Annotated in this window: 13 protein-coding genes; 7 read left to right on the forward strand and 6 right to left on the reverse strand. The window is 73.7% G+C overall.

Going from position 1 to position 13,152, the window contains the following annotated elements; genetic code table 11:
- Positions 1–123: 123 nt before the first annotated feature.
- Both F8R89_RS33720 and F8R89_RS33725 read left to right on the forward strand, forming a co-directional pair.
- Positions 124–1,119: an esterase/lipase family protein gene (locus F8R89_RS33720; protein ID WP_151787559.1), complete on the forward strand. Its 996-nt coding sequence runs from the start codon at positions 124–126 to the stop codon at positions 1,117–1,119.
- A gap of 285 nt (positions 1,120–1,404) precedes the next feature.
- Positions 1,405–2,850, forward strand: a complete 1,446-nt coding sequence (locus tag F8R89_RS33725) for an APC family permease (RefSeq protein ID WP_151787560.1) — start codon at positions 1,405–1,407, stop codon at positions 2,848–2,850.
- 37 nt (positions 2,851–2,887) lie between these two features.
- Here the strand turns inward: F8R89_RS33725 and F8R89_RS33730 are convergent, their stop codons facing one another.
- Positions 2,888–3,562, reverse strand: coding sequence for a DUF4328 domain-containing protein (locus tag F8R89_RS33730; protein WP_151787561.1), 675 nt, complete (start codon positions 3,560–3,562; stop codon positions 2,888–2,890).
- A gap of 136 nt (positions 3,563–3,698) precedes the next feature.
- Positions 3,699–4,613: a YhjD/YihY/BrkB family envelope integrity protein gene (locus F8R89_RS33735; protein ID WP_151787562.1), complete on the reverse strand. Its 915-nt coding sequence runs from the start codon at positions 4,611–4,613 to the stop codon at positions 3,699–3,701.
- Between the two features lie 134 nt (positions 4,614–4,747).
- Between F8R89_RS33735 and F8R89_RS33740 the strand changes: the two genes are divergently transcribed.
- Positions 4,748–5,479, forward strand: a complete 732-nt coding sequence (locus F8R89_RS33740) for a GAP family protein (protein ID WP_225994572.1) — start codon at positions 4,748–4,750, stop codon at positions 5,477–5,479.
- Between the two features lie 97 nt (positions 5,480–5,576).
- Positions 5,577–7,415 carry a glycoside hydrolase family 15 protein gene (locus F8R89_RS33745; RefSeq protein WP_151787563.1) on the forward strand — a complete coding sequence of 613 codons (1,839 nt, stop codon included), beginning with the start codon at positions 5,577–5,579 and terminating at the stop codon, positions 7,413–7,415.
- Positions 7,416–7,431: 16 nt separating this feature from the next.
- Here the strand turns inward: F8R89_RS33745 and F8R89_RS33750 are convergent, their stop codons facing one another.
- From F8R89_RS33750 to F8R89_RS33765, 4 genes are all read right to left on the reverse strand, one after another.
- Entirely contained in the window at positions 7,432–8,271 is an 840-nt protein-coding gene (locus tag F8R89_RS33750; RefSeq protein WP_225994573.1) for an SDR family oxidoreductase, read from the reverse strand.
- Between the two features lie 309 nt (positions 8,272–8,580).
- Positions 8,581–9,903, reverse strand: coding sequence for a chloride channel protein (locus F8R89_RS33755; RefSeq protein WP_151788390.1), 1,323 nt, complete (start codon positions 9,901–9,903; stop codon positions 8,581–8,583).
- 80 nt (positions 9,904–9,983) lie between these two features.
- On the reverse strand, positions 9,984–10,280 hold the full coding sequence (locus F8R89_RS33760) for an SHOCT domain-containing protein (RefSeq protein ID WP_151787564.1): 297 nt from the start codon (positions 10,278–10,280) through the stop codon (positions 9,984–9,986).
- Positions 10,281–10,331: 51 nt separating this feature from the next.
- Complete coding sequence (locus F8R89_RS33765) at positions 10,332–10,796, reverse strand: DUF6325 family protein (protein ID WP_225994574.1); 465 nt, start codon at positions 10,794–10,796, stop codon at positions 10,332–10,334.
- Positions 10,797–11,038: 242 nt separating this feature from the next.
- Here F8R89_RS33765 and F8R89_RS33770 point away from each other — a divergent pair, with 242 nt between their 5' ends.
- The 3 genes from F8R89_RS33770 to F8R89_RS33780 are packed head-to-tail and all read left to right on the forward strand — an operon-like array spanning position 11,039 to position 12,692.
- Positions 11,039–11,314, forward strand: a complete 276-nt coding sequence (locus F8R89_RS33770; RefSeq protein ID WP_151787565.1) for a DUF2945 domain-containing protein — start codon at positions 11,039–11,041, stop codon at positions 11,312–11,314.
- Positions 11,315–11,324: 10 nt separating this feature from the next.
- The gene (locus F8R89_RS33775; protein ID WP_151787566.1) at positions 11,325–11,804 is read left to right on the forward strand and encodes an MSMEG_6728 family protein; all 480 of its coding nucleotides are present in this window, start codon (positions 11,325–11,327) and stop codon (positions 11,802–11,804) included.
- Between the two features lie 27 nt (positions 11,805–11,831).
- The gene (locus F8R89_RS33780) at positions 11,832–12,692 is read left to right on the forward strand and encodes an oxygenase MpaB family protein (protein WP_151787567.1); all 861 of its coding nucleotides are present in this window, start codon (positions 11,832–11,834) and stop codon (positions 12,690–12,692) included.
- The last annotated feature ends 460 nt before the right edge of the window (positions 12,693–13,152 follow it).

Below are 13,152 nucleotides of genomic sequence, written 5' to 3' on the forward strand. Positions count from 1 at the left end.
CCGCCCGGATGAAAAGCGCCTGCTCCATCGGAGGTGCCGTGGGCGGCCCCGGCGCCCGGCGCCCCGACGGTCCCCGATGATCTTCGCGTCGGCGCTGGGCCGGCCCGGAGACGAGGAGTGACGATGGCCGACCGGACGCCTTACCGGATCCGTGCGAACCGGCCGAAGGGCCGCTGGGCCGCGCTCTGCGCGTCGGCCGCCCTGCCCCTGGCGCTGGCGCCGGCGGGCACGGCCACCGCGTCCACCGAGCCCGCGCCCCCGCCTCCCGCGCTCGACGTCGCCACGGCGGTGGCGTACGGGCTCGTCCACCCGGAGGCGGCTCCCGCCGACGCCGACGACTGGTCGTGCCGCCCCTCGCGGACGCATCCCCGCCCGGTCGTCCTGCTGCACGGCTCGGCGGCGAACGCCTACAACAACTGGAGCATGCTCGCGCCGTATCTCAAGAGCCTCGGGTACTGCGTCTTCGCCCCCAACTACGGCGGCACGCCCGGCAATCCGTTCAAGGCGACCGGCCCCGTGCCGACGTCGGCCCGGCAGATCGCCCGGTACGTCGACCGCGTCCTGAAGGCCACCGGCGCCCGCAAGGTGGACCTCGTCGGGCACTCGCAGGGCGGCGGCCCCACTCCGCGCTGGTACCTGAGGTTCGAGGGCGGCACCGACCCCGCCCACCCCGAGCGCAACAAGGTGCGCCGGCTGATCGCCCTCGCCCCGTCCAACCACGGCGGGAACCTCTCCGGCGTCGGCACGGTCACCGGCCGGCTGGGCCTCCACCCGGCGATGTCCGCGGTGGTCGGGCAGGCGTGGTCGGACCAGATGGTGGGCTCCGAGGTGAACCGCACACTCGACCGCGACGGCGACACCCAACCCGGTGTCTCGTACACGGTCGTCTCCACCCGGTACGACCTCTTCGCCACGCCCTACCGCAACAACTTCCTGACGGCCGGTCCGGACGCCACCGTGCGCAACATCCTCATCCAGGACGTCTGCCCGCAGGACGTCTCGGACCATCTGTCGCTCGCCTACGACACCAACGCCGCCCAGCTCGTACGGAACGCCCTCGACCCGGCGCACGCCCGCCCCGTCCGATGCGGCCTCACCCTGCCCCTGCTGGGCGGCTGAACCACGGGCCGTGTCACGGGCACTCACCCGGATGTACTAAGCTGCTCCCAGAGCCGGTCACCGCAACTCGCGGTCTCCGACCCTGCGTTGGTGGTCCAAGGAAAGACGCCCCGCTTCCTGCGGGGAGATGCAGGTGCAAGGCCTGCCCGGCGCTCCGACACGAGGCCCGTCCGCATCACGCGGACGGGCCTCGGCGTTTCCCGTGCCGCACATGCCGCGCAGGGATCAGGGCAGTAGTCGTCATCAGTGAGGAGTCCCCGCCGCCACCCCGACGAGGAGTACGCCATGACATCCACGGGACAGAAGGACTCACCCGCCATGGACGCGGACGGCGAGCCCGCGCTCAAACGGGTCATGGGTCCCGGTCTGCTCCTGCTGTTCATCGTCGGGGACATCCTCGGCACCGGCATCTACGCCCTGACCGGACAGGTCGCCGGCGAGGTCGGGGGAGCGGCCTGGCTGCCGTTCGTCATCGCCTTCACCGTCGCCCTGATCACCGCCTGCTCCTACCTGGAACTGGTCACCAAGTACCCCGAGGCCGCGGGTGCCGCGCTGTACGTGCACAAGGCGTTCCGCAAGCACTTCCTGACGTTCCTGGTGTGCTTCGCCGTGATGTGCTCCGGCATCACCTCGGCGTCGGCGGCCTCCAGAGCCTTCGCGGCCAACCTGGTCACCGGGTTCGGGCTGGACGGCGGCGACGGGCTCATCCTCGCGATCGCCCTCGGCTTCATGGGGCTGGTGCTCCTCGTCAACCTGCGGGGCGTCAGCGAGAGCCTCAAGGTCAACGTGTTCCTGACGGCCGTCGAGCTGTCGGGTCTGCTGCTCGTCGTCCTGATCAGCGGCTGGTTCATCGCCGGGGGGAACGCCGACTTCTCCCGCGTCGTCGCCTTCGAGACCGCCTCCGACAAGAACGTCTTCCTCGCCGTCAGCACCGCCACCTCGCTGGCGTTCTTCGCCATGGTCGGCTTCGAGGACTCCGTCAACATGGCGGAGGAGACCAGGGAACCGTCGCGGATCTTCCCCCGCATGATGTTCACCGGGCTCGGCATCACCGGCCTCATCTACGTCCTGGTGTCCGTGTGCGCGGTCGCGGTCGTGCCCGTCGGCCGGCTCGCCGCCAGCGAGACGCCGCTCGCGACCGTCGTCCAGACCGCCGCTCCCGACTTCCCCATCTCCGACCTGCTGCCGTTCATCTCCATGTTCGCCGTGGCCAACTCGGCGCTGATCAACATGATGATGGCCAGCCGGCTGCTGTACGGGATGAGCCGCAAGGGCGTCCTGCCGCCGTTCCTGGCCAAGGTGCACGCGGTGCGCCGCACCCCGCAGGCCGCGATCCTGTTCACCACGGTCATCGCCTTCGGCCTCATCACGTTCGTCTCGCTGAACCCGGACAGCCCGGTCGTCGCCCTGCTCGGCGGCACGACGTCGCTGCTGCTGCTCACCGTCTTCGCCGGGGTGCACGTGGCGGTCCTGGTGCTCCGCAAGGACACGGTGGACACCCCGCACTTCCGGGCCGGCCGCGTGCTGCCCGTCGTGGGGGCGGTCGCCTGCGTCTACCTGGTGCTGCCGTGGTCGTCCGGCCGCCCCGGCGACGAGTACCGCATCGCGGGCGTGCTGCTGCTGATCGGCGTCGCCCTGTGGGCCGTCGCCTGGTTCACCCGCGACCGCACCTCCGCCCCCGTCGCCGCCACCGAGGCCACCGACGCCACGGAACACGAGACGCGGCCCTGACCACCGGCGCGCCGGGCGGGCACGCGGCCCGCCCGGCTCAGCCCGCGAACGGTCCGCGGGCCGCCTTGAACCGCTGCATCGCCGTCAGCCGGACCGCGACATACCCGGCGGCCACCGCGGCACCGGCGTTCAGCAGATCGGCCGCCACGTACTGCGCCACGGCCTCCCGCACCTCGGTGAGGCCGTCGCTGTCGGCGTACCCCGACGAGGCGTACCGGCCGAGCAGCGTCCCGCCGACGAACAGCCCCCACCACAGGTTCACCGGCCAGAGAGACGCCCGCCGCGGCAGCGGCGCCGCCGCGCCCCACATGTCGACGGCGACGCGGTACGGCATCCAGAGGTTGACGAACGGGATCAGCCAGCCCCCGACGGCCCATCCCCGGCCGTTGCGGAAGGCGTCGGGCGCCAGCACGCCCAGGTCCCGCCGCATCAGGTAGAACCAGACGACGAACACGACCATGCCGGGCAGGGTCACCATCCCCTGGAGGTCACCGGCCCGCTCGTACAGCGTGTACGCGCCGTCGAGCGCCCGCGCCGGGTCCGCCCCGGTCAGCGTACGGATCCGGAGACCGGCGAACACCGCGAACAGATCGGTCAGCGCCATGCCCGCCAGCAGCACACAGACGACCACCAGGAGCACCTGCGACGCGGGCCGCACGCCGCCGGGCAGACGGGTGTGCGGCGGCGGAAGCGGATCAGAGGAAACGGACATGACGACGACCCCCCACGGGCGACGAGTGGAAACGGCCCGCGGAAGATCGCGTGCGGAGGAACGATAGGCGAGGACGACCGCCCCGTCCACGCGGGCGGCGACGGCTCCGCACGGGTCCCCCGGCGCCCCGCGCGCGTCACTCCGGCGCGGACGTGTCGGGGGCCGCCGGGAACGGCCCCAACCGGCCGCGCAGGAACGGCTCCTGGGACAGGACGGCCCCGACGCTGAGGGCGATCGCCACGGCGACGCACACCACGATCAGCCAGGACAGCATCACGAAGACCGAGCCGACCGAACCGTAGTCGGCCAGCGCCCGGTTGAGCGCCCGCGGCATGTAGAAGTGCGCGGTCACCGACAGACCGCTCACCGCGACCGCCGTGATGACGGCACCCGGCAGCAGCGGTTTCCACGGCACGGCCCCGCCCAGCAGCAGATGCTGCGTCCACCACCACATCAGGGCCTGCATCAGCAGCACGATCGGGAACCCCAGCGTCGCGCCCAGCCCGAACCCGTTGTGCAGCAGCCCCTGCACGACCAGCGCGGCCAGCCACAGCGCGATCCACGCCAGCCACCGCCACGGCGCCACCTTCGCCCGCGCACGGGGCATGACCCAGGCCCTGCGGCACAGCCGCTGCACCGCCCGGCTCACCGCGGTGGCCGACAGCAGCACCATCAGACCGCCCACCACGCCCGTCGCCTGCCGCAGATCCTCCGACGGCGGGTGGAACGTCTGCTCCACGTCCGTCTTGGCCTGCCCGGTCAGCCCGAACACCGTGGTGATGGACGTCGTCACCTGGTCCTGCACCGACTCCGGCGCGTACGCGCTCAGCACGAACAGCAGCGGCACGGCCGTCAGGAAGCACTGCGCCGCGATCCGGGTGGCGGAGTCGAAGATGTTCACCGACACCAGCCGGTCCACGATCCCGGTGATCACCGGGAACCGGCGCTCCCACCGCGCGTGGACGGCCGTCCCCCACGCCGCCACCGCCCGGGCACGCTCGCGCCACCAGGCGGCGCGCAGCGGTGACGCCCGGCGCCGGCGAGTCTCCATCGAGCCGCTCCTTCCCACGTCCAGAGTGCGCGAGGACGCGGTACCCGGCACCCCGTCGGCCGCCCCGCGAGAGCGGCCGCGCGAAGATGCGGGCGGCCGGCACGCGTGCGTACGCTCGACCCGTACCGTGCCCGATGGGATCGCCCATGGTCCTCGACCTGATGCTCGTCGCCCTCGCCATCACGCTCGATCCCCTCCCGCTGATGGCGTTCGTCCTCGTGGTGGCGTCGGCCCGAGGCGTACGCACCGGGCTCGCCTTCATCGCCGGATGGACGGCCTGCTTCGTCGCCGTCCTCGTCCTCGTCCTCACCCTGACCGGCGGCCGGCCGCCGGAACCGCGCTCCCCGCCGTCCACGGCCGGCCTCGCCCTCCGACTCGCCATCGGGGCCGGACTGGTCGCCTACGGCGTGCGCCGGCACCTGCTGCGCCGCCGCGGCCGCGACGCGGGCGGACGACGCGACCGCACGGCCCGCGCACCGTCCGGCGACGACGCGTCCCCGGGCCCCAGCGGTGGCTCGTCCTCGTTCCTGTCCTCCCGGCTGGAACGGGGAGCCGTCTGGCCCGCCGCCGTCCTCGCCGTGCTGCTCCAGCCGTGGGGCCTGGTCGCCGCGGGCGGCCTCACCGTCGTGGACGCCGACGGCGACCACACGTCGACGTGGTTCGTCCTCGTCGGGTTCTGCCTCCTCGCCACCGCCAGCCTGCTCGTCGTCGAGACGTACATCGCGGTCCGCCCGGAACGGGCCCGGCGGCGGCTGCTGGCGATGCGCGCCTGGATGGCGGACCACGCCCATCAGGCGATCGTCGCCGGCAGCGTCCTCATCGGCCTGTACCTGGTGGGGAAGAGCGCCTACGGCCTGGCCGGCTGACCGGGACGCCCGGAGCCCCGCGCGCCGATCCGGGGCCGCCGTCCTACCCTGAGGCGGAGGGGGAGACCGGGACCGGCACACCGGGAGGTCCGCCCCGATGCACGACTACCCCCTCATCGAGGACCACGGCCTGGTCGGGGACCTGCAGACCGCGGCCCTGGTGAGCACCGACGGCAGCGTCGACTGGTTCTGCGCCCCGCGCTTCGACTCGCCGAGCGTGTTCGGCGCCCTGCTGGACAAGGACAACGGCGGGCACTGCACGGTCCGGCCCCGGCACGGCGCGTACGCGACCAAGCAGTTGTACCTCCCGGACACCGCGATCCTGGTGACCCGCTACATGACCGAGGCCGGCGCCGGCGAGATACACGACTTCATGCCCGTCACCGGCACCACCGTCACCGAACGGCACCAGCTGGTGCGGATGGTCCGCTGTGTGCGGGGCCGGATGACGTTCGAGGTGGAGATCGCCCCCCGGTTCGACTACGGACGCCGCCCGCACCGGCTCCACATCACCACGCACGGGGCCACGTTCACCGATGACGACGGCGCGCACCTCACCGTGCACCCGATCCGCGAACCGCACGACGAGCGGCTGATGGAGGTCCTCGCCGACCGGCGCGACGCCCTGCACTTCACGATGACGCTGGAGGCCGGCCAGGAGCGGGGACTGATCCTCGAATGGGGCGGTGACGGGACCCCGCGGACGGTACGGCTCGCCGAGTACGGGGAGACGTTCCAGGAGACCGTGCGGTACTGGCGGTCGTGGCTGCGCCAGTCCCGCTACACCGGCCGCTGGCGGGAGACGGTCGAACGGTCCGCGATCACCCTGAAACTGATGACGTTCGCGCCGACCGGAGCCGTCGTCGCCGCCCCCACCGCCGCCCTGCCCGAGCAACTCGGCGGCGAACGCAACTGGGACTACCGGTTCACCTGGATCAGGGACGCGTCCTTCTCCGTGTACGCCCTGCTCGGCCTGGGCTTCACCGAGGAGGCGCAGGCGTTCATCCAGTGGCTGACCGACCGGGTCAGGGAACGCGCCGGAGGCCATGGCGCCACCGGCCCGCTGAACATCATGTACCGGGTCGACGGCTCCTCCGACCTCGACGAGCAGACCCTCGACCACTGGGCGGGCTACGCCGGTTCGGCGCCCGTGCGCATCGGCAACGGCGCCGCCGGGCAACTCCAGCTCGACATCTACGGCGAGGCCCTCGACAGCATCTACTTCGCGCACCGGCACGGACACCCCATGAGCCACCAGGGCTGGACCGCGCTGCTGACCGACCTGGACTGGCTGGTGGACCACTGGGACCAGCCGGAGGAGGGCCTGTGGGAGACGCGCGGCGGCCGCCAGGACTTCACCTACGGCCGGGTCATGTCCTGGGTGGCCTTCGACCGCGCGCTGCGGCTCGCCGAGGCCAACGGCCGCCCGGCCGACCCCGACCGCTGGCGCAGGGCGCGCGACGCCTGCTACGAGCAGGTGATGAGCAAGGGCTGGAGCCGGTCCCGGCGGGCGTTCGTGCAGCACTACGGGAGTGACGTCCTCGACTCCTCGCTGCTGCGCATGGCGACGGTCGGCTTCATCACGCCCCAGGACCCGCTGTGGACGTCCACCCTCACCGCGATGGAGGACGAACTCGTCAGCGACAGCCTGGTCTACCGCTACAACCCCGAGGCGTCACCGGACGGCCTGGCCGGCTCGGAGGGCACCTTCTCGCTGTGCACCTTCATGTACGTCGACGCCCTGGCCCGCGCGGGACGGACCGACCGGGCCCGGTTGGTGTTCGAGAAGATGATGGGGTACGCCAACCACCTGGGCCTGTACTCGGAGGAGATCGCGCCCACCGGACGGCAACTGGGGAACTTCCCGCAGGCGTTCACCCATCTGGCCCTCGTCGACGCGGCCCTCACCCTGGACGCGGCGCTCGACCGGAGATGACGCGCGTCCCGGCCCGTCAGCCTCCGGTGGCGAACCCCGGGAACAGCGTCATCCCGCCGTCCACGAAGAGGGTGGCGCCCACGACGTAGTCGAACAGGTCCGAGGCGAGGCCGACCGCGGCGTACGCGATGTCCTCCGGGTCGCCGATGCGCTCGTAGGGGATGAGCTGCTGCAATTCCGCGCGGGCCTCGGGGGTGTCCCAGGCGTCACGGTTGATGGGGGTCCGGATCGCGCCCGGGGCGATGGCGTTCACGCGGATCTTCTTCGGCGCCAGCTCCTGGGCGAGCGTCCCCATCATCATCTGCACACCGCCCTTGGACGCCGCGTAGTTGACGTGCCCGGCCCACGGGATGATCTGGTGCACCGAACTCATGCAGATGATCTTCCCGGCGGCGCGCGACACCTCCGGGACGACGCCGCGCCGCAGGAACTCCTTGGTGACCTCCCGCGCGCACAGGAACTGCCCGGTGAGGTTGACGTCGATGACCTTGCGCCACTGCGCGAGGGTCATCTCGGTGAGCGGCGCGTCCCGCTGGACACCGGCGTTGGCGACGAGGATGTCGACCGTGCCGAACTCCTCGATCATCCGGTTCGTCATGGCGACGACCTGGCCCTCGTCGGAGACGTCGGCCTCGTAGGCGGCCGCCCGCACCCCGTGGGACCTGATCTCCTCCGCCACGGCCTCGGCCTCCTCCGCCCCCGTCACATAGTTGACGACGACATCGGCCCCGGCCTTCCCGAGCGCCACGGCCGTCGCCCGCCCGATCCCGGAGTTCGCGCCGGTCACCAGCGCCTTCTGCCCCTTGAGCAACTGCGGCGGAACGACGTCACGGGGCCTGCCCTCGGCGGAACTCACGATCACGGTCTCCTGCCCTGCGCGGCCGGCTGCCCGGGCCCGGCCCGGAGGTCACGTACCACCCAACCACCACGCTCCGCTGTACGCGAGGTGGCCCGATCGGCCGTTGCGCCGACCGGCGCAGCGGGTTCGCCCACCGGACGGCGGCCGCCGGGTGCCTGCCGGGGACATCGCGCGCTCCGCCGGACGCGGCGCCGGCCCCCGCCGTGCGGGCGCGCGGCCCCCGCTTACGGGCCGCTCGGCGCCGGGGCCGCCGGGTGCACGTGCGGGGGCGCCTCGGCCGCGCTCTCGTGCCTCACGCCGTCCGCCTCACGCGCCCTGAGGGCCGCCGCCCGTCTTCTGTGCCGCCACCGGGGCCTCCGCCGGCTTGCCGATGGGCGGGACCGTGCGGCCCGGGGGGAGGAGCTCCACCGTGGCGAAGCCCGCGACCGCCGCCAGGAGGACCACCGGGGTCATCTCCGCCCCGCCCATGAGCAGGACGACCAGGACCGCGCTGCTGACCGGCAGGCGCAGCGCGGCGCCGCCCGCCGCCGCCATGCCGGCCGCCAGTCCGGGTACGACACCCAGGCCGGGCAGGGGCGACAGCAGGACGCCGGCCGCCGCTCCCAGGAACAGGGCCGGGAAGATCGGGCCGCCGCGCAGACTGCCCAGGCACACGGCGTACGCGGCGCCCTTGCACAGCAGCACGGCGATCAGCGCGCCGACCCCCCACGCGTGCGGGTCCTGCGCCAGCTGCGTCAGCGTGGTCTGGCCGGACGACGCCACGTCCGCCGGGTCCCGGTCGGTGGCGAGGGTGTAGACGGCACCGCAGGCACCGGCGGCCAGCGCGCAGACCACCGTACGGGGCACCGGCCGCCCGGCGACGAAGACCGCGGCGAGCCGCCCGGTGTCCATGATCAGGTGGACGGCGAAGCCGATGGCGACGGCCAGGGGGATCGACCAGATGACGTCCCCGGCGTCGATGTGCGGCGTCGGCACGCCCAGACGCAGACTCAGGCTGCCGGTGGACAGGCCGGTCCAGCGGCCGAAGCCGGTGAAGACGAGGGAGCCGACGCCGCTGGACAGGAGGGCCGGCAGCATCACCGCGAACAGTCGCGGGCCGCCCACCCCGGCGACCTCTATCAGGATGATCGCGCCGATCAGCGGGTTGCCGAAGATCGCCGGCAGGGCCGCGGCCGCACCCGCCGCACCGAGCAGCGCGGCGCTCTGCGGGGTGGTCGGCGCCCGGGCCAGCCGCGCGAACAGCATGGCCAGGCCGCCGCCCAGCGCGATCAGCGGGGCCTCGGGGCCGAGCGTGGCGCCCAGCGGCAGGCTGGCGAACGCCGCCAGGACGACACCCGGCAGGCTGGCCGCGGTCGATCCGGGGGCGTGCAGCCCGGCCGCCGGCACATGCCCGCCCGCCCCCGGAAGATGACGGACCACCAGGCCGACGCAGAGACCGGCGACCGCCAGCAGCGGCAGCGGCCACCACCACGGCGGCGCGTCCCAGCCCAGCGCGTCGGGCAGGTCGGCCCACAGCACGTGCTCCAGCTGGTGCAGCCCGGCCAGGAAGAAGAACGCCAGCAGGGCGACCGGGACGCCGATCAGCGCGGAGAAGACGAGCGCCTTCAGGTACGCCGGGTCGCGCAGCATCCCGCGCAGCCGGTCGGCTTCCTCCGGCTGGGTCCGCCCGCCCTGCGGGGACGTCTCGCGCGCGTCCTGCCCGTCGTGCGTCAAGCGAGGATCCGGCGCTTCTGGTCCTGGAACTCCTCCTCGGTGAGCACCCCTTGGGCCTTGAGGTCGCCGAGCTGCTTCAACTGGTCGATCTTGGTGGTCATGTCGTCGGCGTTCGGCACCGGCTCGGCCGGGGCGGGCGCCGCGGGCGCGGCCTCCTGCCCGTAGGCGAACTGCCGCTCACGGTCCTGCTCGGCCCACCGGCCCGCCTGCCGGCGCGAGACCCGGTTGGACACCGCCGTGGCGGTCCCGGAGATGACGGCCGTGCGGGCGACCCCGCGAAGCAGTCCTGGCATGTCACTCGTCTCCCTGCTGAGGTGGGCCCGGCGCGCCGGCCGGCGCCCCTGTCACCGTGCGCCGGCGGTCCCGCCCGCGGGTGCCGCCGCCTCGGCCGCGTCCAGCGACGCCACCAGGCTGTCCATGGGGATACGGCCGCTCGCCACGAGCTCGGCACCGCCGCGCCGCAGCGCGCGGGCCAGGGGAGCGGCCCACAGGTTCTCGTAGACCAGTACGGCGGCGGAGTTGCCCGCCTCCAGCGCGGCGCAGGCGTCCTCCAGGTCGCCCTGGTCCAGCAGTCCGGAGGACGCCCCCTCGAACATCGTGAGGTCGACCTCGTCGCCGGTGTCGCGCAGTTCGAGGGCCTCGACGGACCCGTCGGTGCCCTTGCGCACGAAGGCCAGGTCGAGGACGCGGATGATGCCCCGGTCGACCAGGTCGACGAGGAGGGGAAGCCCCTCACCCGTCATCCGGCTGCCGGGGAACTCGACGATCAGGTAGTCGACGGGCCCCATGTCCGCGATGTCCTGGTGCATGACCTCTCCTCGTACGAACGGTCCGGGCCCGGCCGCGATCCCGATGGCGGAGGGCGTCCGCGCAGCCCGAGTGCGGCCCTGCAGTCATTGCAGCACTCGGCCCGCGCCCCTGCATCCGGGGCGCCGCCCGACGGTCGACGGGCCCGGCGGTGCGGGTCGGGCGGTGCGGGTTGGGCGGGTGCCGGACGGGCACTCGGGGCGGGTCCCGCCGTCTCCGCACCCGCAGGAAGTGAGGGATCACGGTGGCGAAGAACGAGAAGAGCGCGAAGGGCGCGAAGGGCGCGAAGAACGAGAAGAGCGCGAAGCAGTCCGGTGACGGGCTCGCCAAGGGCGACGAGGTGACCTGGAAGAGTCACGGCAGCACCACTGAGGGCACCGTCGAGCGGAAGATCACCCGCCGTACGGAGGCCGCGGGCCGGACCGTCGACGCCTCCGCCGAGGAGCCGCAGTACGAGGTGCGCAGCGAGAAGTCCGGCAGGTCCGCCGTCCACAAGCCGTCCGCCCTGCGCAAGAAGTGAGCGGGGGAGTATGCAGACCTTCCTGCCGGACCCCGACTTCCACAGCACGGCGCTGCTGCTGGACCGGCGCCGGCTCGGCAAGCAGCGCGTCGAGGCCCTCCAGGTCCTGCGGGGCCTGACCGTGCCCGGCTACGGCTGGCGCAGGCATCCGGCCGTCCGCATGTGGACCGGCTACGAGGAGGCCCTGGTCCGCTACGGCCTGGAGATCTGCCGGGTCTGGCGGGACCAAGGGCACCAGGACAGCTGCGCCGCATCCCTGGTCTCCGGGCTCGCCGCGCACCGGCCCGGCCCCGTCCGGGGGCAGGAGGAGCTGGCGGCGGCCGCCGAGCTGCCGCCGTGGCTCGGCGACGAGGCGTTCCACGAGAGCCACCGGTCGGCGCTGGTGCGCAAGGACCCCGAGGTGTACGCGGCGCTCTTCCCCGGTGTGGCCGACGACCTGCCGTACGTGTGGCCGGCCTCCGACCGGGAGCGCGCGTCCGCCGCCGGGTGACCGGCGACGGCGGAAGGGAGGCGGGCCGTGCTGAGCGTGGTGCGTGACCATCTGGGACAGGCCCTGTTCCGCCGGGTCGCGGGCCCCGACGGGCCGGCGACCCGGGCCCGTATCCATGAGACCCCGGGGCCGCGCTGGTTCGGCCCCGACCGGCCGATCCGCGCGGTCCACGGCGACGCGTCGATGTTCATCGGCGGGCTCAGCGCGCTGCTGCTGCAGTCCCTGCACCCGCTGGCGATGGCGGCGGTGGCCGGGCACTCCGGTTACCGGGGCGACCCGTGGGGCCGTCTCCAGCGCACCAGCACCTTTCTCGCCGTGACGACGTACGGCACCGCCGGGGACGCCCAGCGGGCGGTCGACCAGGTCCGCGCCATCCACGAGCGGATCCGCGGCACGACCGCCGACGGGGAGCCGTACCACGCGGCCGATCCGCATCTGCTCGGCTGGGTGCACGCCGCCGAGACGGACAGCTTCCTCCGCGCCCACGAGCGCTTCGGCGCGCGCCCGCTGGACGCGGACGGCTACGACGGCTACGTCGCCGACGCCGCACGGGTGGCGCGGGCCCTCGGCGTGACCGACCCGCCGCGCGACCGCCGCGAGCTGGCGGCCCGCCTCGCCGCCTACCGCCCCGAGCTGCGGGCCACCCCGGAGGCCCGGGCGACCGCCCGCTTCCTCCTGCTCCAGCCACCCGTACCCCTCGCCGTCCGCCCCCTGTACGGCGGCCTCGCCGCGAACGCCGTGGCCCTGCTGCCCCCGTGGGCCCGCCGCCTGCTCTGGCTGCCCCGCATCCCCCTCGTCGAGGACGTGGCGATCCGCCCCACCGGCCAGGCCCTCACCCGCACGATCCGCTGGGTGATGCGCCCGCCGACGACTCCCGGCCCGGACTGAGGCCGCGCGATTCAGCCGTCCGCCTGAGCGCTTCCGCACGAGGTGCAGGACCACACGGAGGGGGCGGCGCCTCCCGCGCAGATCGGCTCGGCGTGGCGCCCCGGCGATCAGCGGGCCCGCTGAGCCGTGACAACGAGGTGCGGGACCACGCTGCCGGGCCCGCCGCACGCAGCACCCGGCGAAGTCGGCGCAGACCGGCGCCCCGACCGGGCCCGGGGTGAGCGCACCCCGTTCACCGGTCCCGTCTCCGGGCCACCGCCGAACGCCCCGCAGGACCGTACGGTCGGGTGCGCTGCCGTACGCGGGCACCGGGCGAGGTCCGCCCGGTCGGGTCGGCGGGTCGGGCCAGTCGGTGGATGAGTGACGGTTCCGGGGGAGCGCACACGGGTCTGCTGTGCCGCGTCCGACCTTCGAGTGGAGTCCGCCCCGGTCAGGTCGGCGAGTCGGGCCGGCCGTAGGT

Source organism: Streptomyces sp. SS1-1, from assembly GCF_008973465.1.
In the GTDB taxonomy this organism is placed as follows: Bacteria; Actinomycetota; Actinomycetes; order Streptomycetales; family Streptomycetaceae; genus Streptomyces.